Source organism: Vibrio ulleungensis, from assembly GCF_016900875.1.
In the GTDB taxonomy this organism is placed as follows: domain Bacteria; phylum Pseudomonadota; class Gammaproteobacteria; order Enterobacterales; family Vibrionaceae; genus Vibrio; species Vibrio ulleungensis.
The window spans coordinates 52,758-77,229 of the sequence record NZ_JAFEUM010000001.1 but is presented as its reverse complement, the minus strand read 5'-3'; the positions used below and the strand labels follow the sequence as shown (position 1 = coordinate 77,229).

The 24,472-nt window shown below is 45.8% G+C and carries 24 protein-coding genes; 12 read left to right on the top strand and 12 right to left on the bottom strand.

Annotated elements, in window-relative coordinates:
• The first annotated feature begins 49 nt into the window (after nucleotides 1-49).
• The 5 genes from JQC93_RS00370 to JQC93_RS00350 all read left to right on the top strand — a co-directional run bounded on the left by JQC93_RS00370 (nucleotide 50) and on the right by JQC93_RS00350 (nucleotide 5,627).
• Nucleotides 50-1,393, top strand: a complete 1,344-nt coding sequence (locus JQC93_RS00370; RefSeq protein ID WP_205156503.1) for an ABC transporter substrate-binding protein — start codon at nucleotides 50-52, stop codon at nucleotides 1,391-1,393.
• Between the two features lie 110 nt (nucleotides 1,394-1,503).
• Nucleotides 1,504-2,367, top strand: coding sequence for a carbohydrate ABC transporter permease (locus JQC93_RS00365; protein ID WP_205156502.1), 864 nt, complete (start codon nucleotides 1,504-1,506; stop codon nucleotides 2,365-2,367).
• 6 nt (nucleotides 2,368-2,373) lie between these two features.
• Nucleotides 2,374-3,336 (top strand): carbohydrate ABC transporter permease, encoded by a 963-nt coding sequence (locus tag JQC93_RS00360; protein ID WP_205156501.1) that lies wholly within the window; start codon nucleotides 2,374-2,376, stop codon nucleotides 3,334-3,336.
• A gap of 4 nt (nucleotides 3,337-3,340) precedes the next feature.
• Nucleotides 3,341-4,438, top strand: coding sequence for an ABC transporter ATP-binding protein (locus JQC93_RS00355; protein WP_205156500.1), 1,098 nt, complete (start codon nucleotides 3,341-3,343; stop codon nucleotides 4,436-4,438).
• Between the two features lie 166 nt (nucleotides 4,439-4,604).
• On the top strand, nucleotides 4,605-5,627 hold the full coding sequence (locus JQC93_RS00350) for a LacI family DNA-binding transcriptional regulator (protein WP_205156499.1): 1,023 nt from the start codon (nucleotides 4,605-4,607) through the stop codon (nucleotides 5,625-5,627).
• Here the strand turns inward: JQC93_RS00350 and JQC93_RS00345 are convergent.
• On the bottom strand, nucleotides 5,624-6,277 hold the full coding sequence (locus JQC93_RS00345) for an HAD family hydrolase (RefSeq protein ID WP_205156498.1): 654 nt from the start codon (nucleotides 6,275-6,277) through the stop codon (nucleotides 5,624-5,626). The two genes, JQC93_RS00350 and JQC93_RS00345, sit on opposite strands and share 4 nt — an antisense overlap.
• A 10-nt stretch (nucleotides 6,278-6,287) precedes the next feature.
• Nucleotides 6,288-6,671 (bottom strand): SMU1112c/YaeR family gloxylase I-like metalloprotein, encoded by a 384-nt coding sequence (gene gloA2, locus JQC93_RS00340; protein WP_205156497.1) that lies wholly within the window; start codon nucleotides 6,669-6,671, stop codon nucleotides 6,288-6,290.
• Nucleotides 6,672-6,803: 132 nt separating this feature from the next.
• On the opposite strand from gloA2, the gene JQC93_RS00335 reads away from it, so the two are divergent.
• Nucleotides 6,804-7,931 carry a winged helix-turn-helix domain-containing protein gene (locus JQC93_RS00335; protein ID WP_205156496.1) on the top strand — a complete coding sequence of 376 codons (1,128 nt, stop codon included), beginning with the start codon at nucleotides 6,804-6,806 and terminating at the stop codon, nucleotides 7,929-7,931.
• Between the two features lie 22 nt (nucleotides 7,932-7,953).
• On the opposite strand, the gene JQC93_RS00330 is transcribed toward JQC93_RS00335, so the two are convergent.
• From JQC93_RS00330 to JQC93_RS00310, 5 genes are all read right to left on the bottom strand, one after another.
• A complete protein-coding gene (locus tag JQC93_RS00330; protein ID WP_205156495.1) occupies nucleotides 7,954-9,288 on the bottom strand; it encodes a serine hydrolase domain-containing protein in 1,335 nt (444 codons plus the stop codon).
• A gap of 100 nt (nucleotides 9,289-9,388) precedes the next feature.
• Complete coding sequence (locus JQC93_RS00325) at nucleotides 9,389-10,213, bottom strand: MFS transporter (RefSeq protein WP_205156494.1); 825 nt, start codon at nucleotides 10,211-10,213, stop codon at nucleotides 9,389-9,391.
• Nucleotides 10,204-10,665, bottom strand: a complete 462-nt coding sequence (locus JQC93_RS00320; RefSeq protein WP_205156493.1) for an MFS transporter — start codon at nucleotides 10,663-10,665, stop codon at nucleotides 10,204-10,206. The genes JQC93_RS00325 and JQC93_RS00320 overlap by 10 nt, the downstream gene beginning before the upstream one ends.
• Nucleotides 10,666-10,724: 59 nt before the next feature.
• The gene (locus tag JQC93_RS00315) at nucleotides 10,725-11,342 is read right to left on the bottom strand and encodes a 3'-5' exonuclease (RefSeq protein ID WP_205156492.1); all 618 of its coding nucleotides are present in this window, start codon (nucleotides 11,340-11,342) and stop codon (nucleotides 10,725-10,727) included.
• A gap of 114 nt (nucleotides 11,343-11,456) precedes the next feature.
• The gene (locus JQC93_RS00310) at nucleotides 11,457-11,714 is read right to left on the bottom strand and encodes a DUF2798 domain-containing protein (protein ID WP_205156491.1); all 258 of its coding nucleotides are present in this window, start codon (nucleotides 11,712-11,714) and stop codon (nucleotides 11,457-11,459) included.
• Nucleotides 11,715-11,818: 104 nt separating this feature from the next.
• On the opposite strand from JQC93_RS00310, the gene JQC93_RS00305 reads away from it, so the two are divergent.
• Nucleotides 11,819-12,739 carry a LysR family transcriptional regulator gene (locus JQC93_RS00305; protein ID WP_205156490.1) on the top strand — a complete coding sequence of 307 codons (921 nt, stop codon included), beginning with the start codon at nucleotides 11,819-11,821 and terminating at the stop codon, nucleotides 12,737-12,739.
• Here the strand turns inward: JQC93_RS00305 and JQC93_RS00300 are convergent.
• From JQC93_RS00300 to JQC93_RS00290, 3 genes are all read right to left on the bottom strand, one after another.
• Nucleotides 12,736-13,410 (bottom strand): haloacid dehalogenase type II, encoded by a 675-nt coding sequence (locus tag JQC93_RS00300; RefSeq protein WP_205156489.1) that lies wholly within the window; start codon nucleotides 13,408-13,410, stop codon nucleotides 12,736-12,738. The two genes, JQC93_RS00305 and JQC93_RS00300, sit on opposite strands and share 4 nt — an antisense overlap.
• A 132-nt stretch (nucleotides 13,411-13,542) precedes the next feature.
• On the bottom strand, nucleotides 13,543-14,454 hold the full coding sequence (locus JQC93_RS00295) for a dienelactone hydrolase family protein (protein WP_205156488.1): 912 nt from the start codon (nucleotides 14,452-14,454) through the stop codon (nucleotides 13,543-13,545).
• 265 nt (nucleotides 14,455-14,719) lie between these two features.
• Nucleotides 14,720-15,622, bottom strand: a complete 903-nt coding sequence (locus JQC93_RS00290) for a LysR family transcriptional regulator (RefSeq protein ID WP_205156487.1) — start codon at nucleotides 15,620-15,622, stop codon at nucleotides 14,720-14,722.
• Nucleotides 15,623-15,795: 173 nt separating this feature from the next.
• On the opposite strand from JQC93_RS00290, the gene JQC93_RS00285 reads away from it, so the two are divergent.
• The 5 genes from JQC93_RS00285 (at nucleotide 15,796) to yegD (ending at nucleotide 22,515) form a co-directional block, all read left to right on the top strand.
• Nucleotides 15,796-17,127, top strand: a complete 1,332-nt coding sequence (locus JQC93_RS00285) for an aspartate aminotransferase family protein (RefSeq protein ID WP_205156486.1) — start codon at nucleotides 15,796-15,798, stop codon at nucleotides 17,125-17,127.
• Nucleotides 17,128-17,140: 13 nt separating this feature from the next.
• A complete protein-coding gene (locus JQC93_RS00280; protein WP_236009199.1) occupies nucleotides 17,141-17,968 on the top strand; it encodes a BKACE family enzyme in 828 nt (275 codons plus the stop codon).
• 648 nt (nucleotides 17,969-18,616) lie between these two features.
• Complete coding sequence (gene cspE, locus JQC93_RS00275) at nucleotides 18,617-18,829, top strand: transcription antiterminator/RNA stability regulator CspE (RefSeq protein WP_084885147.1); 213 nt, start codon at nucleotides 18,617-18,619, stop codon at nucleotides 18,827-18,829.
• Between the two features lie 718 nt (nucleotides 18,830-19,547).
• Entirely contained in the window at nucleotides 19,548-21,104 is a 1,557-nt protein-coding gene (locus JQC93_RS00270; protein WP_236009307.1) for an ATP-binding cassette domain-containing protein, read from the top strand.
• Nucleotides 21,105-21,162: 58 nt separating this feature from the next.
• On the top strand, nucleotides 21,163-22,515 hold the full coding sequence (gene yegD / locus JQC93_RS00265) for a molecular chaperone (RefSeq protein ID WP_205156483.1): 1,353 nt from the start codon (nucleotides 21,163-21,165) through the stop codon (nucleotides 22,513-22,515).
• Nucleotides 22,516-22,583: 68 nt separating this feature from the next.
• Here the strand turns inward: yegD and JQC93_RS00260 are convergent, their stop codons facing one another.
• Both JQC93_RS00260 and JQC93_RS00255 read right to left on the bottom strand, forming a co-directional pair.
• The gene (locus tag JQC93_RS00260; protein WP_205156482.1) at nucleotides 22,584-23,030 is read right to left on the bottom strand and encodes a hypothetical protein; all 447 of its coding nucleotides are present in this window, start codon (nucleotides 23,028-23,030) and stop codon (nucleotides 22,584-22,586) included.
• A 202-nt stretch (nucleotides 23,031-23,232) separates the two neighbouring features.
• On the bottom strand, nucleotides 23,233-24,456 hold the full coding sequence (locus tag JQC93_RS00255) for an MFS transporter (RefSeq protein ID WP_205156481.1): 1,224 nt from the start codon (nucleotides 24,454-24,456) through the stop codon (nucleotides 23,233-23,235).
• Nucleotides 24,457-24,472 lie beyond the last annotated feature (16 nt).

The window sequence follows — 24,472 nt, the reverse complement described above, 5'->3', positions numbered from 1 at the left end:
ACCCCCAAAGGGGAATAATAAGACAGACCCTACAAATAAGGACATAAACATGAAACTGAAGACGCTAACGTTAGGACTCGCTGCAGCAGGAATGTCCATGAGCAGCCTAGCGATGACAACAGTCGAATATTGGACGACGCAAACTCAGTCTGATCGAATGCAAACCATCGAGGTTATGGCTGATGTATTCGAAGCGCTGAACCCTGGCATCGATATTAAGCTGGTCGCGGTCGATGAAAACGATATACCGAAACAAATCGCTGCTGCGGCCGCGTCAAATACGTTACCCGACATGATAGAAGTGGGCTCAAACTTATCTCTAGCGTTTTCAGAGCAAGGCATTGTAGATCTTGAAGCGACAACAGAAGTGATTAATAACGTAGGGATCGACCGTTTCTATACCGGCGCGTTAAAACTGGTAGAGGATCCGGCTAAAAAACAATATGTGGCATTGCCCTATCGTGGTTGGGTACAAGGCATTTGGTACCGCGCTGACTGGTTTGAAGAAGCTGGCTTAGAGCCGCCAACTACGTGGGAAAGTATCGAGAAAGCGGCAAAGCACTTTAACAACCCAAAAGAGAATCAATACGGAATATTGATCGGCACTAAGGCCGACAGTTATGCCGAGCAGGTCTATACCCAGTTTGCTCTGTCTAATGACGCGCCGCAGTTCGATCGAAACGGCAAGCTGATATTCAATTCAGAAGCTCAAAAAGAGGTGCTCGATTTCTATAAAACCTTGTCACAATATACGCCCCCTGGACCACAAACTTGGCGCGCCAGAGACTATTACTTGCAAGGTAAGCTGGCGATGTTTTTCTATTCCACCTACATCATGGATGACATTGCACTAGCTGAAGCCGCGGCAAGCTCACTGAGTAACGAAAACTTCAGCGACCTCAAAGGTGCAACCTTTGACCCTGATTTGGCGAAAAATACTCGATTGGCGACAACCATTACTCACACCAGTCCGTCGACGTTCGGTACTTTGGTCGGCTTTTCAATCATGAAAAACGACAATCAAGCGGAAGTCGATGCCACAAAAGCGTTCATCGAATACATGAATGAACGTGACCAAGTGGTTGCCTACTCTCATATGGCACCGGGTGGTCACTTGCCAATGCTGCGCGATATTGCAGAAACTGATGAGTTCTTAAACGATCCTAAAGGAATCTTTGCCAATTATGGTAAAGAGTCGATCAAAGAGATCATTGCTGGATTTGAGAACATTAAGAATTTCTCCATTGTGGACGGAAAAGCGTTCCCAGAATCTGGTGAAATATTCTCCAAGCAGATCATCCCTCGTATGATTTACAGCGCCGTAATCGAAGATAAAGACACACAAGCGTCGTTAGATTGGGCCGAAGAGCAGATGATGCAAGTGGCTAAGTAGTAGAGCAAAGGCGTTGGTGCATTTGTGCCAACGCCTTGTCAGTACGTCGACGAGCAGCGCATCGGATTGCGCAACATTTCTTCAGGAAACTGTCTCGATAGGAAGGATGCATGACTCCATTAGAGAGAGCAGAAGCACGGTTAGGTTGGAAGTTGGTGGCACCAACCCTAGCCATTATTGGGCTTTTGATACTCTATCCAATTGTATTTAATGTTTATCTAAGCTTTTTTGACGTCAAACTCAATGGCGACAAAACCTTTGTCGGCGTCGAAAACTACGCTCGACTGTTGTCCAACCCAGACTATTATTCGTCAATCGGTACAACAAGCATTTATCTATTGGGTACCGTAGTTGGAACCACAGTGTTAGGGCTGGCTGTAGCATTGCTAATGCGAGAGCCGTTTAAAGGGCGGGGACTGGTCAGCGCCGCGATTTTAATGCCCTATTTTGCCCCGGTAATTTCGGTGGTGTTTGGTTGGCAATTTTTATTTGATCCCGTTAACGGGGTTTTTAACTGGCTAATGGTAGACGTTCTCCACCTTTGGGACGCCCGTGCAAATTTGATTGGCGAACCTGACACAGCGGTATGGGTGGTGATTTTATTTGATGTGTGGAAGCACTTTCCTATTGCTTACTTACTGATCCTTTCAAAACTTTCGTCCATTCCTAAAGATCAATATGAAGCGGCAGCCATTGATGGCTATGGGCCGATTGGACGCTTTTTTCATGTCACTCTGCCTGAGATTTACTTTGTATTGGCGACCGTGGTCATTTTACGCCTTATCTGGAACTTAAATCGATTTGAAGATGTGTTCTTACTGGCTCCCAATGTTCAAACACTACCGGTATTTACCTACTACCAAGCGTTTACGGGCGTGATAGATCAGGGTCTTGCAGCCGCGACCTCGGTGATCCAGTTTGCGGTGTTGTGTGTGCTGATTTGGTTCTACGTTAAGAAAATTCTGAAGTGGTGATCCTCAATGTTAGGTAGAAAAACATGGAAAAGTCGAGTGGGGTTTTGGGTCGCTATTATGCTGCTAGTGAGCTTTTGTTTGTTGCCCTTTGCGCAAATATTGTCAACCTCGCTAAAGCATCAGTTTGATTGGGGAAACCCGTCACTCATCCCTCAAGTCGTCAACTTGGATGCGTACAAAGAACTGCTGGGTTTGGCTGAGCAAAAAGAGGTCGAAGTCCCGGCGGCGATTAAGAAAATTCTCGATAACCCCAAAATACCGCAAAACAAGAAAGACGCGATATTGGCCAAATACACCGATACCAGCGACGTGTTCCCGTTTGGGCGCTATATGCTCAACAGTTTTTTGATTTCGGCAGGTGCGGCGGCGGTGTCGTTGGTTTTCGCAGTTATGGGGGCGTATTCGATCAGTCGATTGCAGTTTTCAGGGCAAGTGATTGTGCAACGCTCAGTACTGTTTGTGTATATGGTCGGCGGCGTCCTTTTAATGGTGCCGCTGTATCAAATGGCGGTGAATGTGGGGCTGGCAACCTCTATGTGGGGCAGCGTGATAAGCCTGTTTGCGATTTACATCGTTCAAACCCTGCCGGTGGCCTTGTATATGCTGGGTAATTATTTTCGCAGCATCCCGTTTGCGTTAGAAGAAGCGGCGATGATGGATGGCTACTCACGTAAACAAGCTATCTGGAAAGTGGTGCTGCCGTTGTCTTTGCCTATGTTGGCGACAGTGTTTATGTACTGCTTCATTATTGGATGGAACGAGTACCTGTTTGCATCGGTATTTTTAAAGCAATTTAAAGAGTTCTATACCTTGCCGCTGGCTTTGCAAGAACTGTTTGTGTCAAAGAATGCAATTTGGGACCGAATCATGGCAGCTTCCATGCTGACCTTAGCCCCAGTTGTGATCTGTTTCTTATTCGCAATGCGTCATATGGACGGTGGTAAAACGGACGGCGGGGTAAAAGGTTAATATTATGGCGGCAATTTCTCTGAAAAATATCGTAAAAAACTATGGTGATACCAAAGTCGTTAAAGATATCAGCCTGGATATTGATGACGGCGAATTTGTTGTACTAGTTGGGCCATCAGGTTGCGGAAAGTCGACCACATTGCGCATGATTGCGGGCTTAGAACAACCAACATCGGGCGAGATTACGATTGGCGAGCGCGTGGTGAATGATATAGAACCGCAAAATCGCAATCTAGCGATGGTGTTCCAAAACTACGCGCTATACCCACATAAAACAGTCGAAGAAAATATCGTGTTTGCGCTGCGCCGATTAAAGATGAAGGAAGCTGAAATTCAGCAGCGCTTAAACGATGTAGCGAAGATGCTTAAACTGGAAGAGTATCTTAAACGCAAACCGGCAGATCTTTCGGGTGGACAACGTCAACGTGTGGCGATGGGGCGGGCGATTGTTCGTGATGCCGACTGCTTTTTATTCGACGAGCCACTATCTAACCTTGATGCGAAACTTCGCAACCATATGCGAACTGAAATTGCGCAGATACATCACCAATTTGGTCGAACAAGTGTGTACGTTACCCATGACCAAGTAGAGGCGATGACCTTGGCCGATAAAGTTGTGGTGATCCGTGATGGGATTATCGAGCAAGTGGGTTCGCCAATGGATATATTCCTTAATCCTATAAACATCTTTGTGGCCACATTCATTGGCTCGCCGTCGATGAATATAATGGATGGTCGTCTTTATAGTGACCACTTACAACTCGGGAACTACTCTCTACCACGGCAGCAACTCACCAATGTGAGTTTTGATGAACCTATTGATGGGGAAGGATTGCCGGTTAAAGTTGGGATCCGACCTGACTTTTTTAATGACAAGGCGTTCTTTTCTGATGGCGAGGCGACCTTTAACTTTAGCGAGGTCGATATCGAACTTGTAGAGCCAATGGGGTTTGATAAGGAAGTGCTGTTCCATCTTGGTGACGATAAGGTTAAAGCTCGACTGGATCTTCGCTCGGAGATTTCTCGCGGCGAGAAAATGGACTTGTTAGTCGACCTGTCTAGGGTGCTGCTGTTTGATGAACAAACTCAGCGCCGCTTATAAGTAGTGGTCACGCACTTTGGCCATGAGTGGGTTCCCATTCGCGTTAAAATTGGTTAAAAGTGAATTCTGTTACTTGCGTGTAATGGTTTATGGAGCGAAGTCTAAGTGAGTAAACGAGTCCAACATACGGCTATTCGAGATGTATTCGTTGATAATGGATTAAACAATGTCAATTAAGAAACTTGCAGAACATTTGGGCTTATCAAAGTCGACGGTATCGCGGGCGCTCAATGGCTATAGCGACGTCAATGCCAACACGCGTAAAAAGGTGTTAGCGGCGGCGCAGGAGCTTGGTTATCGTGCCAATCCGACCGCTAAACGCCTTGCATCCGGGCGTTCTCGCAATGTCGGGATCATTTTGCCTGCTGCCTCTAGGATGTTTGTGTCCCCCGCCTTTTCTAAAGTTTTGGCAGGAGCGGCAGCCTTACTCAGTAAGTATGACTATCAATTAATCGTAACCACTATTTCTGAATCTCAAGATGAGCAGCAGGTGTACTCTCAATTAACCAGTGGGGGATTAGTGGATGGATTGTTTATTGTAAGAACTCGCAGCGACGACGCACGCATTAAAATGCTTACGGATCAGAATTTTCCTTTCGTATGTCATGGGTTTATCGAGGGATTTGATTCAGAGAGTTTTGTCGATGTAGACAATCAACAAGCATTTTACGAATTAACCAAGCGGCAGATTAACCTGGGACACACACGGATAGCATTTTTGGATGCGCCAATCGAGCTAACGCTTTCTCAGGCGCGTCAGCAGGGCTATTTGAAAGCAATGCGTGAGGCCAACCTTGAGGTCAATGATAAGTGGTTACTCAATGGTGAACTCAATGAAGATGCCGCTATGGCGATGACCAAAGAAGTGATGTCTTTGGCCAAACGCCCTACGTCAATCCTGTGCGCTGACGATACCATGGCACTTGGCACTATTGCCGCATGTGAAGAGCTTGGGTATCAGCCCGGTATTGATGTAGCGATTGCCGGTTATGGTGATTATGAACACAGCCGCTACAGCAAGCCGTCAATTACCTCTTTAAGCTACGATACGCTTGCCGTTGGCGAAGAGATGGCGAAGTTAATGCTCAACAAATTAGAAAATATGCAATTTGATACACGCAATTGGTACGTCGCTACCATTGTTCCCCGCCAATCAGACAGTCAAGTTAAAACGGATCCAGATAGTTAGATTAGCTGATCGACAATATCAATCACTTCCGATAAATGACTGACTTGATAGCGGGCAATATCGAAGTCAGCACCCTCGAATTCAGGTTTGGCGATTGTTATTGCACCGGAGGCAACGGCTGCTTTGACACCTGTTAAGCTATCTTCTAAGGCAAAGCACAATGTTGGATCGACCTCCAGACGGCGGCACACTTCTAAATAGACATCGGGTGCCGGCTTGCCATTAACCACTTCATCGGCACTTAAGGTAACGTCGAACTCCTCATTGAGTCCTAGCGTATTAACCACCGCGTCAATGACAGCCTGACTTGATGACGTTGCTAGGCCAATCTTTAATGGTGTCGTCTTTAGATAGCCAACCAAGTGATGTAACCCTTCGGTTGCGATGGCTTCTTTAGAAATCAACGTAATGGTTCTATTGAGAATTGACTGGGCTAACTCTTCAACGGTTAGCGCTAGTTTGAAGCGTTTTATCCAGCACTTCGCTATGTCGTCGATACGCTTTCCCATTGTGTTTGCAATGCAATCATCAATAGTGATGGTGTGGCCCATTTCTCGCAGTAGTTCAATTTGTGAACGACGCCAAAAAGGCTCAGAATCGAGCAGGACACCGTCCATGTCGAAAATAAAAGCTTGGTAATGTTGAGTCATGTTTTGAATTCTATTTTTGATAAAGCTCGAGTGGAAGCCCGTCGGGATCTTGGAAAAAAGTGAACGCTTTGCCTGTGAGCTCGTCAATTCGAATCGGTTCAACAGCAATGTCATGTTTGGCTAACTGCGCAATGCTCTCTTCAATATCATTAACCGCAAATGCAAGATGCCTAAGCCCTTGTGCTTCTGGGTAGCTTGGCCTTTCTGGTGCATTAGGAAAAGAGAACAGCTCTATTTGTCCTCCCGAGGGGATGGCTAAGTCTAGCTTATAGGAATCGCGCTCAGCGCGGTAGGTCTCTTCGATGATCTCAAACCCTAATACTTTATGGTAAAAATGCTTGGACTGTGGATAGTTAGAGCAAATAATTGCAATGTGATGAAACGCTAAGTCCATGTGAGTTACCCGTGTTATTGAAATGAAATCGTGAAAGAATCGAGCCTTTGATTCGCTACAAACAGCGTACAACATAGCACCGATTCATGACAGAAAGATTTACTTTTGGGTTGGTTAAGTTAGGGTAGGAAAATGGAAAAAATATCACTAGCTCAAGCCAAAAAATTGGCATTGTTAAGCCAAAAATTACCCGCTAGAACGGTCAATGGCAACGGCTACCAAGAGACAAAGAATGCATTTGAGCAATTGGGCTATCTGCAAATAGATACGATCTCTGTGGTGCAGCGAGCCCATCATCACGTACTGTGGAGCCGCAATCCCAACTATCAACTCACTCATCTCGATCAAATGGTCAATCAAGGGTTTGCCTTTGAGTATTGGTCGCACGCTGCATCATATTTGCCGATGCGCGACTTTCGCTTTACGCTGCCTCGTAAGCACGCACTAAAAACCGATATGCAGAGACACTGGTTTGTCAAAGATCATTCTCTAATGAAGCATGCATTAGAGCGTATTGAGACCGAAGGTCCGCTGATGGCCAAAGATTTTGAAGGAACGAGCAAAAAGCTTGGTGTGTGGGGCAGTAAACCGACGAAGCAGGCGTTGGAAAACCTGTACATGCAAGGTGACTTGATGATTCGAGAGCGTCGCAATTTCCACAAGGTCTACGATTTAACCGAGCGTGTATTACCTACACACGTTGATTGCTCAATGCCTACCGATGAAGAGTATTGTCGATATCTCATTAAAGGCTTCATTCGAGCCCATGGATTTGGTAACGCTGCCGAGATGAGTTATTTACTCAAAGGAATAAAAAGCCAGATAGCACGGCTATTGCAAGAGATGTGCGAGGACAAAGAGTTGGTGGCACTCGCTATTGAGTCAAGTGTCTATTACACAACACCAGAGACTTTGGCGCTTATTGATCAGAGATTAAACCGTCGACGCGCTGCAATTTTATCTCCGTTTGATAATCTACTTATTCAGCGTTCACGGGCCATTAATCTATTTGGTTTTGATTACAAACTAGAATGCTACTTTCCAGAAGCGAAACGAGAATTTGGCTATTTCTGCCTTCCCATTTTGTGGCAAGGAGAATTGGTGGCTCGAGTGGACTGTAAAGCGGATAAAAAAAGCGGCCAGCTGGTTGTTCATTCACTGCACAAAGAACATAAGCTCGCCCATCGCGAGGAGTTCGATCATGATCTACGAGATGAACTTGAGCGCTTCGCCCAATTTAATGGGGTCAGAGTCAATTGACTCTGACCCCACTTTTCGGTCGCTATTTGTTGGTGACGTGTTCAATGATGGCATCGAATGCACTGATGTTATACCCATCAAAGTAATCATTAGATGAGACAGGCTGTGAAGATTGCTTGATGATGGCAATGTCACGCTCTTTGTCGATGTATATCCATTGACCATGTACACCGATTGCATTGAAAGACTCTTTGCCTTCTACGTGGCGAACCCACCACTGAGCTCTGTAGCTCCATGGCTCTTCACCCATTACACCGTGTGCTTCGGTGCCATTGGCAAATGCTTGTTGATCGCCACCCGCTGCGAGTTTATCAATAGTCTCTTTCGCGACAACTTGTTCGCCGTTGTACACACCGTCATTTAGCATCATCATCGCAAAGCGTGATAAATCATTCGGTGTAGCGTTTAGACCACCGCCCGCAAACAAAGTCCCGTTCTTATCTAAAAGCACATAAGTTTCGCCGTCAGTACCCAGTTTTTTCCATAAGCGCTCTGCTAAATTCTCTTGGAACGAGACACCGGTTGCCATGTTGGTGAGCCAATTAACGACGTCAGTTTTTGGTGTTTGATAGTGGAAAATATCTCCGTGCTCGTGTTGTTGGTCTTTTTTCAGGGTAGGCAAAAAGTCGTAGATGCTGTTCGCAATATCTGCACTGCCGTCATCATCCATCAATCCAAGTACTTTTGCGTATTGTACGATCCCAGAGTTTGGATCCGCGTAGTCTTCTGAGAAATCAATTGAGTTGGTCATATCCAATACTTGGCCAAACGTCGCTCCTGAGAAGCCAGTAGAGGCCGTTAGAGAAGGAAGTACATCAGTGACTAAATCGCTCTCTTTAACTTTGCCATCAGCGACCGCCATTAAACCGAACAGCCCAGCAAATGATTTGGTTACCGACATCATTTGATGTGGGTGATTGGCGTTCATACCATTGTCGTAGTGTTCGAAAATGACTTGATCACCTTTTACAACGACCAGTGCATCGGTATAGGTTTCTTTGAAGTAGGTTTTCATATCAACGACTTCGTCGGTTTGAAAACCATCTTCACCTGCTTTGTTAACGCCTAAGGCTAAAATTGTATTGTCGATTTCACGCTCAACCGCAATGGCTTGTTCGGCATTTTCGATGCCTGTGCTTGGGTAAATAGAGCGCATGTTTAGGTAAGACCAACGATTGAATGGAGGAGTAAACAGCGCGTTAGACTTATCCACCATTTTTTCTGCAGTTGGTGGGAATCCTTGCATCAGCCCTAACTCGCTCGCTGTCGCGAATTCGTTGGCAGCGACACCAAGTGAACCTGCGGCTAACGTTGAGCCTACAAGTAGTGAAATAATGTGTTTTTTTAGACCTTTCATGTTGTGCAATCTCTCTAGCAGTGTTGTTTCGATAGAGCTATTGTGGCGAAATTGCGCTTGCGGTACGAGTTAGCACCTTTAAGTTTGGCTTATAGGTTGTCTAGTGTTGGTTAATAACGCTTTGTCCTACTAGGTGACGTTTCATTGGTACAAAAGCTAATGACGTCATTGAAAGTATAACGGCACAGACCATCCAGCTCAGTGTGATGGAATAATGTTCAGATACCCAGCCGAACAGCAGTGAGGAACCTATTGCACCAAGTGTGACCGAAAATGAACTAACCGATAGCATCGTAGAGCGGAAATGTTCTGGCGTATAATCATTCAATACCACTTGTTCAGAGTTGTTGCCGACCGTGAACAGGAAGAAAAACAGTAAGTACAACCCAGTGAATTCGAACACATGAGTACTTAGGCTGAGACCAATCAGTGTGCAGGCAGCAAGTATTCGCGTGTACAACATCAACTGAGAATGCGACTGTTTAAACCACCTGAGCAGCGTCACCGATGCGATAGATGAAAGCGCAGACATCAAAAAGTAAAGTGCCGTGACGATCCCAAAGAGCGCCGTGCCATACCCTGACTGCTGGGCTAACGGCTCAAGAAAAGGCTGCCAAAAGTTTTCGATACTCATTAAAACAACGCCGCACCCAACTATCGTAAACAACATTTTGGAGACCACTTTGTGCGAGGCTCCGTGTCTAAGCGCCTGAACGATGGTTTTGCCAACGCCGTGTGTTGCGTTCGCTGGTGCAGCGGTGCCACGAGTCGCGAAATACGGCTTGGCGAGAAGCCAGTGAGTGGCGAACAAAAGGAGAGTATTGCCAATAATGGTCACTAAAATCGAGAGTTGAAAGGGGTGTTGGAAGGTTGCAGACAAATTGGTGGATGGTAATATGCCACCCAACAAAGAGCCTAACGCCAAACCAAACCTAGTGTAAGAAACACATTTACGCGTGCTAACGCGCTATGGTAATTGAGCTCTGCTTCTGGAGACGAGCCAGCTTGTTTAAACGCATCATAAAACCATGCGTCGAGAGTGCCCGAGTAGATTGCTCTTGCCGCGCCCAAAAAGGACGCCGCTATTATCAACGATGTAAAATCGGTGGCAAAATAGAGAGCCGTAAACCCAGCAATATTGACCAAAATTGAGCATTGATAGGTGCGCATTCGCCCAAAGCGATCGGCCATGCCACCCAATGGAATTTCCAAAACGGCCGTTGTGCCAACATATACAGCCATGATCATACCAACCTGCCGTAAAGACATTCCAATGGACTGAATCATCAATACCAGTATCGGGATCATAATCCCAACAACCGCCCAATGCAGGCCCTGCTGGATACTGTAACGCCATTGCAGATGCGACTGGTTCATAGACTCCCTGTCCTTAAATTCCGTGGGGTCAGAGTCAATTGACTCTGACCCCACTATTGTTATTTCTCGAGTAGCATGCTTACTTTAGCTTTTGGTGTTTTGGATATTTTCTTCATTAGCGCAAAGTCTGGGTTGGTAACAGAAAATTGCTGCTCAAGGCTGGCTAAATGTACCAGCCATAGTGAGGCGGTGACTTCTGCATCGGCTAATGCACGGTGAAATACGCCGTCATTGTCAATGTCATGGTATCGAACGAGATCACCGAGCTTATGGGATGGAGCCTCTTGCGTTAGTCGTCTTGAAATTAGCAGGGAGCAGGCGAATTCACCATCATACTCTCGGTCAATCAGCTCCAGCTCTGCGTCCAAAAAGCGTTTATCGAATGAGGCATTGTGCGCAACTAAATTGCTGCCTCGAATGAAGTCTGCAAATTCATTCATCACGGTCGCACAATCGTCGGCGGTGGTCAGCATAGTATTGGTGATACCAGTGTAGTTTTCGATAAAACCACTGACTCTAAATCCGGGGTTCATTAAACGTTGAAACCGATCGACGATCTTTCCATTTTCAAGCTTTACGGCACCAATTTCGATGGCGCGATCACCTTGATTAGGCGATAGGCCGGTTGTTTCAAAATCGAGGACGATTACAGAGTTGGCGGGACGTGTAGAGAGCACAAACTAATTCCAAATGACGTGGCTTATGAAATCATTGACGGGGTGTTGCTCGTCAATGAAAGCAAGCGAAAAGGCAAAGTGAGTAGTTTACGGTAAATTGCGTCTATGACAAAGCTACGAATCCGGTGTGGTTGAGTCTTCTGGTACTAATAAAACTCTAGTTACTATGAGCCGGGCTAATGGCGCGACTACCGCAAATAGCATCAGCGCAATGGGAACCATGTACGATACAGCACTTAACCATGCATCTAAAAAAGACTCATCAGCAGGGAGATGCTTTGATACCAGTATAGCGGGCATACTCAGTAACATGGTCGGCATCACCATTGACGCGATCAATGGGTACTGAAACTTGCGTGGGAACTTCTTCATCAACGACTCCATTTGACTCTGACTTTGCTCTATCATAGTCTGGATATTACTGTTCAAAAATAGCCAACATTGAAATCTAAGCTTGCAAATATGAAAGGTTAAAAATGAGATCTAAAGACATATCTAATCTTTATTTATTTTGCCAAGCTGTTGAAAATGGTGGGTTTACAGCGGCTAGTGCCAAGTGTGGTACATCAGCTCCAACGTTATCAAGAGCGGTAACTAACTTGGAGCAGCAGCTGCAGGAGAAGCTTATTCACCGCAACGCAAAACAGTTTGAACTGACTAACGCAGGTGAAGAATACTACCGGCGTTTTGGTGCGCTTATTTGTCAACTCGATGAAGAGTGGTCGAATCTATCCAATAGTCAGCCCGAGCTGACAGGGGAAATTCGCATTTCATGCCCAGAACCTATTGTTGATGCGTTTATTCAGCCCATCGCTTTAGAGTTTATGGATATGCATCCTGGCATCACGCTCTCAATCGAATTTAATACCAGCACTGAGCGTTTTGTCGAAGATCGAATCGATATCGCACTCGTAACCAACCCAGTCAAACAAAATCACTTGATCCAGCGCTTGTTGGTTCAATCTCCACTCGTATTGGCTGCGACACAGTGTTATCTAGATAAATGGGGCACCCCTAATAAAGCGAAAGAGCTGCTTAAACATCGCTTACTTTCAGGAAGAAAACCTGTGCAATGGGCGTTGATTGAGAATGGAAAAAAAGTGATTGTCCCTTACGTACCTAAATATGCTGTTGGGAGTTTGAGGCTAAATGTGGACGCAGCGTTAGCTGGGGCAGGAATATGTCTGATGCCCATAGCAACCTACAATCGCTTTTCCAGAGAAGGGAGATTAACTCAAGTTCTCCCTGACGTTACATGCCCTGACGGCAGAGCTTACATCGTTTGGGCAGATAGAAAGCTGATACCCACTCGGGTTAAAGCATTTCGAGACTTCATCTTTGAACGCAGCAAACAACACAGCGAATTTATAGAGACAATTTCCTACAATAGAAGCTAATCGGCTGCTTCGAGTATTTGATTTGCTATGTCTACCATCGTAGCCCCTTGAATATCTGGTTGCAGATAAAGTGGGTTATATACAGCAGGGGCTCGCGCTATATACGCGGCTTGTAAACCTGCTGACATAGCGCCATGCGTATCCCAGTCATGTGTAGCTACTAACCGCAGTTTATTAGGCTCGGTGTTTAGCGTCTTACAAGCAAAATGGTACACCTTAGGGTCGGGCTTAAAACTGCCGGTCGACTCCACAGATAGGATGTCGTCAAAATAGTCATCAAGACCCGCATTGGTTATCTGCTTGCTTATTAGTGCCATCGATGAGTTTGAGAATGCCACGGTTTTGATGCCGTGTTCTTTAAGCAACGATAGCGCAGGTTTGACGTCGTCGTGTGCGGAAAGTTGCGCGAAGCCACTTAGCAGTTCTTTTTTTGTGGAATCATTTAAGCGGATATCAAAGTGCATCGCAACGCTGTCTAGGCTTATTGCGGCTAAAGTTGCGAAGTCACTTTCTATTTTGGTAGAAATACATACGGTTGAGGTATGCAGCAGCTGAGAAAACCAGATCTTAAGTGCTTTTGTTGAGCCAAATGTGGCAGAAAATTTTGGTTGCAAAGTAGCAAGGTTGAGGACCGTTTCATTGATGTCGAATAACACTATTGGTTGAGCCAAGGTGATTTTCCTTTAGTAAGTCGTCGGTGATCACGGGTGTTATTAACCACGTGCTTCAGTCGCTAGAAACAAAAACAGCCAGACCAAGAGTATAGTCCTGATCTGGCTATCAATTACATCAATGAGATGTCTTTATCCATTAAGGTGTTTATCGAAGAATTCTATAGAACGTGTCCAAGCCAACTCAGCTTCGGTTTCAGCGTAGCGGCCGGTAGAGTCATTGTGGAATCCGTGATTCACGTCTTCGTACATATATGCGGTGTAATCGGCACCAATCGCCTTAAGCTCTTCTTCATACTCAGGCCAGCTTGCGTTAACGCGTTTATCTAAGCTGGCAAACTGAAGCATCAGTGGGCCTTTGACATTTTTTCTCAACTCTTTTGCCGCAGGAGTACCATAAAAAGGCACGCCAGCATCAAGCTTGTCTGGAATGGTTGCCGCTAGCATATTGACAATGTAACCACCGAAACAGAAACCGACAGCGCCTAGTTTGCCGCTGCTGAGCTCATGCGACTTTAGGAAGTCGGCTGCGGCTAAGAAGTCTTCTTCTATGTTCGCGCGCTCCATACTGCTTTGCATAGCGCGACCTTCATCATCGTTACCAGGGTAACCACCAAGTGGATACAGTGCATCCGGTGCAAACGCGATAAATCCTTTAGCCGCAAGGCGTCGAGCGACATCTTTAATGTATGGGTTTAGCCCTCTATTTTCGTGGATCACCAATACAACAGGAGCGGTGCCTTCAAGATCTTTTGGCACAACTAAGTATCCCTGACACTCACCACTGCCTTTAGGCGAATCAAACTTCGCGTAGCTTGCCTTGATAAGAGGGTCGTTAAAAGAGACTTGTTCGGCGAGTGCGTAGTTAGGAATTAGGGCAGACGTTAACGTCGTCATGGTAAACCCAAGTGCAACTAGCCCAGTTAGGCGAGTTAGGAACTCTCGACGATCAATAAGCCCGTGGGCATATTCGTCGTACCAATCAAAGGCTTCTTGGGGAATTGCTCTTTGTTCTACTTTCTCTGGTGCATCGGTCTTAGACATCCGTTTTGTCCTCACTGATTAAAATATCGTTTTTAATACGTTGTTTGTCGAATAATCGATCAGAAAAAGAATGGTCGATTTTGACGCAGAGTGAGAGTGTCTTTACATAAATTTACGTTCGGGCGGGTGCGTTAAAGAGATAAATGCTCTACTTGATAAAGGGTTATGCGACTCTACAGTCGCCGACTTCGCAGTGACGCTGCTTAAACTGCGTTTCATTGACGCATTAACATAGTGTGAATCGGCCACTCATCGTCGCTCTTCGTTAGGGGTGAACCGGTTGAAGGGTAGCGTTTAGCCACTGTTCAAAGCGGTGCACTTTGTCTATGCCCCTTTTATAGTTAGGAGCAATCAGGTAATAGCCGTATGGGCTATGCATTGACAGTCCTAATGGGTTGTTCAGTTGTGTGCTTAATAACGTATTGGTCAGCATGAAGTTGGGTAATAATGCCAATCCTTGATGACTTTTAACCCCTTCTAACGACATATAAAAGTGTTCATAGCCAATTTTTCCGTAGCGAGGTGTGTGGGCCAATTGGTGCTCCTTGGTAAACATCTCCCACAGTTGTGGCCGAGTGATCTGTGGTATGAGTGTGTGGCGATTTAAATCTTGAACAGTCTGTAATGGGTTATCAATGAGCAATGTGTTTGAGCCAACCAGTTGCAGCGACTCTTGCATAAGCAAGTGTGCATGCTCGTGATGTTTCGATAGCGGCAAACAGCGAATATAGACATCACAGTCATTGCGACTGCTTTTTACCGGGCCATCACCAATTTTAATGCTGATTTGCAAGTTAGGGTGTTGGTTAGAAAACAGCTCTATATGCTCAATCAACCAAAGACTTGCAAAGGATGGCGTGACATTGACACTTAATACGTCGCGCGTCATGTCTGTTTGAATAAGGTTGGCGGTTGAAGTTTGAATTAATTGAAGCGCTTCTGCGACTTTGGGTAAATAGCGTTCGCCCGCTTTAGTCAGATTAATACCATTGATGTGGCGATGAAAAAGAGGTTGGCCTAATTGCTGTTCTAGTGCAGCAATTTGCTTACTCACCGCGCCCTGAGAAACAGACAGCTGAATAGCTGCTTTAGAAAAGCTCATTGTACTGGCAACCGCCATAAACGTGCGTAGAGCTCGCGTTGACGGAAACTCACTGCTCTTAATCATAACCATTACTCATGCGATACGTTGAAATCAGTGTATTTCGACAATGAGTAAAAAACCATCAATTTTTACCACTCATATTCCAAAAGCTCATAGGGGGTGACATTTACTCGCTTGTTGAAGTAAAAGAATCGGGCTAAATAATAAACACTCGCTTATGAGGATGAGGACAAATCATGACTAAGGTGTTTCATCGGCATTGCCACTCTAAACTGCCCACTGTTGTTAGAGGTGAAGGGGTATACCTTTTCGACCAACAGGGTCGTCGTTATCTCGATGCGTGCGGCGGTGCGGCTGTGTCTAACCTTGGACATAATCATCAACACGTAAAGCGAGGGATCGCTCAACAGCTTGAGGCTATTCCTTTTGCTCACAGTCATTTTTTTACTACCGACAGTTGTGAGCTACTCGCGAAAAAACTCACTCACCTTGCACCTGATCCGTTAAACCATGTCTACTTTGTCAGTGGGGGCTCTGAAGCGGTTGAGTCCGCCCTCAAAATGGCGAGACAATATTTTGTCGAGAAGGGGGAGTTGTCGCGAACTGAGTTTATTGCGCGCAAGCAGAGTTATCACGGAAATACCTTAGGTGCACTTGCCGTTGGAGGTAATCAGTGGCGAAGAAGTCAGTATGAACCTTTACTAACCAGCGCTCACCATGTGTCAGCCTGCTATCCATACCGAGATAAGCACCCGTCCGAGAGTGACAGGGCTTATTCGCAAAGATTGGCTGACGAGCTGGAACAAAAAATAGTGCAGATTGGGCCAGATAAAGTTATGGCGTTTGTTGCAGAGCCTGTTGTCGGCGCTACCGCTGGTGCGCTCACCGCGACAGCAGACTATTTTCGGTTGGTCAGGAAAGTCTGCGACCAATATGGCATCTTACTGATTTTTGACGAGGTGATGTGCGGGGTAGGGCGCACTGGAACCTTTTTTGCTTTTGAGCAGGAGCAAACCGTACCGGACCTAGTCACTTTGGCAAAAGGTCTTGGGGCTGGTTATCAACCCATAGGGGCAGTGTTAGCCAGCGATACTGTCTACGATACCATTGCATCAGGTAGCGGCTTTTTTCAACATGGTCACACGTTCATGGGTCACCCCATGGCCTGTGCAGCTGGTTTAGCCACGTTAGAGGCAATTGAGCAAGACCAGTTATTATTGAATGTGAAGCGCCAAGGGCAGTATTTAAAGCAGCTCTTAGAAGAAAAGTTATCACCGTTTGCCTATATTGGTGACATTAGAGGTAAGGGGCTGTTCATTGGTATTGAATTGGTCTCCAACAAGCAAACAAAACAGCCGCTGCCAATCGAGAGTCAAGCACACAAAATAATTCATACCACAGCCATGGAGCTGGGCTTAATGTGTTATCCGATGTCAGGCACCATTGACGGCGTAAACGGGCACCACATCTTGTTGGCACCCCCTTTTATTATTAATGATGATCAAATCGTTGAGTTGGTGGATAAACTTGTTCAGACCCTTAACGTATGTGCCAAACAATGGATGTAAGAGGATTAAGCGATTGAAACCAATAGCCATCATTGCCGCTCCTAATGGAGCAAGAAAGCAAAAAAGCGATCACCCAATGTTGCCCATAACGATGTCAGAAATTGTTGAAGATGCGAAATCGTGTCGCGACGCTGGCGCGGCAATGATCCATGTTCATGCAAGAGACCATGAAGGTAAGCATAGTTTAGACATAGAGGTGAATCAGGCCCTTTATGGCGAGTTGAAAAATGAACTCGGTGATAGCGTAATGATCCAACTCACAACAGAAGCCATTGGTGAATACTCTCCCCAGCAGCAGATAGCCTTAATTAAGCAGGTAAAGCCAAAAGCAGCGTCTTTTGCGTTACGCGAGCTTTTTCCAGACGGTGAACAGTTGACGACTCAGTTTCGACAATCTGCACAGTTTTTTGATTGGGTCTCTAGTGAACACATTTTTGCTCAATATATTTTGTATGATCGCCAAGATGTAGAGATTTATCTTAGGTTGTGTGATCAAGGTGTGATACCTGCAACCCATCGCCATGTTTTGTTGGTGCTAGGTCGCTATAGCGCCACTCAAACAGCCACACCCATCGAGCTCGTTGCCATGATCAGCGAACCCGCCCTCACTGCTCAGCGTTGGGGAGTGTGCGCTTTTGGCCAGTACGAGCATCAGTGCTTATCGGCCGCAATGCTGCTAGGTGGTGATGTCAGAGTTGGGTTTGAGAATAATCACCTCGATAGGCACGGTGAATTTGCCCAAAGCAACGCCGCACAGATTGCCGAGCTAAAGAGGCTCGCTGAACATCAAAGGATTGCGACGCTGAATGCTCAGGATTACCGTTGTTTGCTGCAAAAGTAACTCTTAGTAAATTGCACGCTTTCGTTTGTTATCGCTAAGGGCCATTGAAAATGGAGCGTGTGTGAGAAAAGCGAACACCCTCGCCCAAATCCAGACGCAGCCGCACGATAACATGACCATCATGACTAGCGGAGTCATGGCAATGGGCGTTTAGGAAAGGTTGATGAGCTGGGTATTTTGGCCAATTGGATCATTCCAAGGAAAATGATGCTAGGCATGGGCAATGCGATGGATTTAGTGGTGACAGAATTAGGTGTAATGGAGATAACCTCACAGGGTATAGAGCGAATAGAAATCGCCTACTATCGTCTTTGTTGAGCACGTTAAACAGCAAGCGGAGGCCAAATTTTCTGTCTCGTCACAGTTAAAACCATTGACTTTACCTACTGAAATATCGAATATTTATTGAGCAAACAGGCATTTTTTAAAAATATCCTTCAAAAACGCTAGGTAATTGCCGAGTTAGCTGTATAATATGCGCAGCTCTTGCAAATGAGTTATTAGATAAAAATTTAGTTGAAGCCTCCTCCCAGAACTCTTTCGATACCTTGTCGTTTAGCTCCTGTGAATAGCTTAACCTTCATAGTCTTTACAATAGCTTTTGCGTGTAGTTCATTTATTAAAATTATTAATTATATAGAGGTTTCTATGTCTACTAAAACGACTGGTACAGTAAAATGGTTTAACGAAACTAAAGGTTTCGGTTTTATTTCTCAAGACAACGGCGGCGCTGACGTATTCGTTCACTTCCGTGCAATCGTTTCTGACGGTTTCAAAACTCTTGCTGAAGGCCAAAAAGTAAGCTTTGATGTTGAGCAAGGTCAAAAAGGCCCTCAAGCTTCAAACGTAACTGCTATCTAATACAGCATTTACAGATGTGACGCGTCAGCGTCACATCTATCTTTCATCTTTGCAATCCGAATTCCAGCTTAATTTCACCGCTCCAAACTCTACCTCCAGCTCCAATTCTGCAATACCCGATCGACATTCCAAAATAAGTAAAATCATGTCTAGAAGAACTAGTCGCCAGAGATACTGGTACAAAAAGACGTCAAGCGACGCAAAAGTAAAACACTAATTTCAATGGTCCATCGATTAGGCTCATTTCACAAGCCTAGTTAAACGACTGTTTTATCATACTTCACGTAACACCCATTCTGTTTCAATATCAAAATAGGTCCCTTTCACAGACCTGTTTTGAACATTGAAGGTTTGACCGATTCTGTCAACATCGTTATAGTTGCCTCAACCTTTTCTACCGAGATGATGCCATAGTGAATAAGTAACTTCCTAATTTGAACCGTTTTATGGATTCAAATTCCTCTAGACCTAACTCGTCTGGGGCTCTGGGCTATGCGTTTTGCAGGTCTTGAGAGTGAAGGTGTACGTTCCGGTATCGCTTACCCTCAAAATTCTCACAATTTAATTTTGCTAACGCTAGTCCCCAAATTTTTATCTTAAAATTAGGGAGGCCGTTATGCCTGCTATTCAACAAATCAAAACATCATCTCAATCAAGCTCGAATACCCAAAGCAATGCAGTGCGATTGTCTGTACATCAACTTGGTGCTCAATTGGACATGGGAGCCTGGTTATTTCGCCATCTAGAATGCAACTTAAGCTCGGGTGTGTGGGGGCTTGTCGGTCGTAATGGCTGCGGAAAATCCAAATTAATTCACCTTCTTTCTGGTGAAGAAGATCCTTCTGAGGGCCATATTACTCGCGTCGGTGAATTGGGCTGTTTTTCACAACTGCCTTCTAAACTGCTCAGCAGCGAACTCACTGTGACTCAGTATTTAGGGTTGGACGAAAAGATTGTCGCACTGCGAGCGATTGAAAATGGCAGTGTCGATGAGCGGGACTTCGCCACACTTGAAGAGGATTGGGAAGTCGAAGTTAAACTACTTAACTTGTTGAAAAAATTACGCTTACCAGAAAAATTAGACACACCATGTTCTTTACTAAGTGGTGGTCAACTGGCGCTGTTACAACTGCATAAACTATTTGAAAGTGATGCCAGTATTTTGCTTTTGGATGAACCGACGAACCACCTTGATAGCGTTGGACGTGCTTGGTTAGCCGATAAGCTACAGCACTTTGAAGGCTGCGCGGTGATTGTAAGCCACGATAGGTACTTGCTTGAACAGTGCCAAGGTATTTATCACCTAAGCAGTAATGGCCTTGATTATTTCGATGGCGGTTATAGCCTGTATCATGCTACTCGCAGTGCACAGCTGGAAACACTTGAACGTAAAGTAGAACGACTGGGTAAAGAAGCAAAAGCGATTGAAAAGCAAGCTCAGCTAAATCTCGAAAAAGCACAGCGACGTGAAGCCCAAGGGGTGAAACTGCGTAAAAGTGGCAGCCAGCCTAAAATATTATTGGACGGCAAGGCTCAAAAAGCGCAGCTGGCACGATCGGCGCAGCAGTTGAATCAAAACAATCAACTAGACCGAGTTAATAAAGATTTGGATGTTGCCAAGAAGCAGCAAGAGCAGCTCAAATCTCAAAAGCTATACTTAAACACCAATCATTCAAGTAAACGGTCAACATTGGTTAGCGTTGAGGAGTGTGTCCTCGATTTTGTGGATGTTCCGATCGCTAACTTTAAAGTGGCTCAAGGAGAGCGGTGGCATATCGATGGTGATAATGGCACAGGTAAGAGCTTGCTCCTGAAAGCGTTGCACGGAAATCATAATCATTTCAAAGGCTCGATCACCTTGCGCCATCCAACCGTTTACTTAGACCAGCATTTTGGGCTGCTACCAGAGTCGAGCACATTACTCGACGCACTAATGGACTTTTGTGTGGGGCTGACCAATAGCGAAGCATGGCTGCTGTTAGCCAGTATTGGGTTTCGCCGAGACGCTGTGCATAAACGTGTCAGCGTGCTAAGTGGGGGAGAAAAAATGAAGCTCGCCATGCTGATGGTCAGCCACCGTATGGACGCTCCGCTATTGCTGTTGGATGAGCCGGATAATCACTTAGACATCGACTCTAAGCAGATTTTGGCCTCCGCGCTAAACCAGTATCAGGGCGCATTTATGGTGGTCAGTCACGACAAAGTGTTTATTGACGAACTGGGGATTGCCAATACGATTAATATGCAAAAAAGCAGCGAACTTTGCTTGACCTGAACCCAAGGTTAGCCAGTACAATACGCGCCCTTTATCTGGTGCAGCATAGGAGACTAAGATGCCAATAGGTTTTGATTACGGTACCGCAAATTGTTCGGTCGCGCAGAGTGTCAATGGACAGGTGACACCAATAGCAGTTGAAGGGACACACACGTTAATTCCCTCAACATTGTGTGCACCTAGCTCAGAAACGGTATCGGAGTATCTGTTTCGCATCTTGGACATTAAACCTAGTGATAACCTTGGCGAATCACTGTTGCGCCGTGCAATCAGCCAGAATCGGGAAGAAGGGCTGATCGTTCGTGACGATGACGTAAAATTTGGTCGCGAAGCGCTCGCCCTTTACCTCGAAGATCCCAAAGAGGTGTATTATGTTAAGTCCCCAAAATCGTTTTTAGGAGCGATGGGACTGCGAGACATGCAGCTGAGTTTTTTTGAGGACTTAGTCTGCGCGATGATGGCCAACGTGCGCCAGCGTGCAGAGAATGGTTTGGGCCGAGAGGTTAATCGCACAGTTATCGGCCGTCCAATTAACTTTCTCGGTCGAGGTGGAGATGCCTCTAACATTCAGGCCGAAGGTATATTAAAGCGCGCAGCTCACCGAGCTGGTTTTTTTGACGTAGAGTTTCAGTTTGAGCCTGTTGCTGCAGGGTTAGATTTTGAAGCCTCGCTCACCGAAGATAAAACCGTCTTGGTGGTCGATATTGGTGGGGGAACAACAGACTGCTCGATGCTACACATGGGACCGAGTTACCGTGGGCAGATCGATCGCAGTGCCTCCCTTTTGGCTCACAGTGGACAAATGGTTGGCGGGAACGATCTCGATATCAACACGGCTTTTCACCGATTTATGAGTGAATTTGGACTGGGCAGTGAAACCACTGGTGGCTTGCCTATGCCCAACATACAGTTTTGGAATAGCATTGCGATAAACGATGTACAAGCGCAGCGAGCGTTTTATGCTCATGACAATTTGGGGCTATTAAGATCTCTCCATAAAGAGTCTGCCGAGCCTCAAAAGCTCGCAAGATTGATGCAATTGCAGCGTGAAACCTTAGGTTACGCAGTGGTGCGAGAAGCAGAGCAAAGCAAAATTGCGCTTTCAGATTCTGCGCATTATCGCGCACATCTCGATTTGCTTAATGAGCAGCTTGCTATAGAAGTGACCGCTACTCAGATGGAGCAAGCAGTCAGCAATCCAACCGAAAAAATCAAACGTTTGGTGAAAGAAGCCATTGTTGAAAGTGGTATCCAACCCGATGTCATCTACATGACTGGTGGCTCGGCTAAATCGAGCTTTTTAACCTCTGCGGTGAAAGAGGTGGTGCCCAATACGCCCATTGTCAGTGGTAATCACTTTGGCTCGGTAACGGCCGGCTTGGCGCGATGGGCTGAGCTAATTTATCGTTAATACCTGACGCGATTTATCGACATATTTACAATCAGCCATGAATTAGGCATCGCTTTGTCGCTCATGGCTTAAGCGATGCCGGTGATCACTTTTCCATTTTTAAGGGTGTCACCTACTTCTGCACCAATAAGCATTTTGCCCAATGGTGCAAGTGGCGTGACCACAACAATTTTCCCGCCTTCAAGTTTGTACCCACCACACATCGGCATTAGCCAAAATTGTTGGCTACCGTCTAGGGTAATGACAGCGCCTATAGCGACTTCATCCTGTTCGCTAAAATCTCTTAGGCTCATGGCAGTTAGCTGATTGATCATGGTGTCAAACTCGGCCACACGCTGCGACTGTCCATGGGCCAAATAGGCTGCTTCTAAACCGACGGTGTCGTACTGAGTTTCAGCTACACTCTGTTCATGGGTGGCGTCGTTATGCGCATCACTTGCGGCAGAAAAAGCGATGTCCCTTTGCTTGGTCAGTGTGTCGAGCAGTTGTTGTTTTAAATGGCTTTTGTTGAGCAATGATCTAGCCTCGTAACGAAAACGCTAGAGTAGCGAAATCCCAATCAAAACGCGACCTCTACTCATTTTATCGGCGAGAAAGTGGTGGGTTTTGAAAAGAAACCGGTGAGTGGTAGATGCGTAATTCATAGGATAGAAGCTATTGCGTCAGCAATATAGTGGGCGGCTTAGGAGAGTTACTCACTCGATTTCACCCTATCACTTATGCCGCGGTATTAACCAATTCTTGTTCATTGTAGTTGGCGGCACGGGTTAGCCATTTCATTAAGACAACTGCAAAAAGCATTGTAGCCGCGGCTACCGCAAAGCCATATTGAGTAACCCCATAGTGGCTCAGTAGAGCGATAATGACATAGCTACTGCTTTGTACAAATGTGGCAAAGAGTTGTAATGCGCCATCAGCGCGCCCGCGCTGTTCAATTTTGATGGTGACGTGCATCCAATTGGTACGCGCAATTCGGTTAAGCGCGTTTGATAGCCCAAATAGGAAAGCAAAACCTAAGATAAACGCAGGGTGGGGGGCACCACTCATACCCATAACCATAACAGTGCTAAACGCCATCGCATACAGCATGGTTTTGGGAAGCGAGAGCATCCCCAGTAAACGCGTAACGACCAGTCCAGTAAGAAGGGCTCCCAGTCCAAATGACATGCTATAGCCAGCAAGCCACTGCCCCGATATGCCTTGCTGAGCAAACCATACCGGTACCAACTTACCCAAATAGGTCAGCACCGGATAGGAGATCGCAGAGAGCATGAGATAGGCATAGAATCTGGGGTTTCCAGTGATGATGGCTTTGCTTTCTATCATTTGGGAAGTAAACGAGTGGCGTGTCGACGTACGCAACTGTTGCTGATATGGGGTGATCATATAGCTTATTGTCGACAGGGCTGATGCCAATGCAGCAAAAGCCGAGAATTCTATAATGCTCCACACTTCCAGAAGTACAATGCCTAATGCTCCGGCGCCTAGGGTTGTTCCTTGAAGTATGATCTCTTGCTTGCCTGAGATACTGGCATACTCTTCTGGTCGATAGTTCTCTTGAGTAAAGGCGTTATTGGCGGTCCACGCTAGATTACTGGTGACCCAAAAAATTAACTGAGCTAACGCCAGCAACCACAACGAATCCACGCCCAAGCTAAACGACACCAACACTACGCCAGCAGTGGTGGCTTGGACAATTTGCACGAGGACCAACAATTGTTTTCTAGAGTGCCTATCAATAACTGTCGAAAATATCGGCGTGAGCAAAAATGATAGCGCGGTACACGACAGCGCAACTAGCGCTACAAAGGTGCCCAACTCAAATGCAACGGCTTCTGGTGGGCTTTTCAACATTAACCAAGGCAAGGCCATCATAAAAAGCCCAGACGAGATTCCATCAAAAAAGCGGCCGGTTAAATAGGGTAGGGTTTTATTTTTCATACATTATTCTCAATGA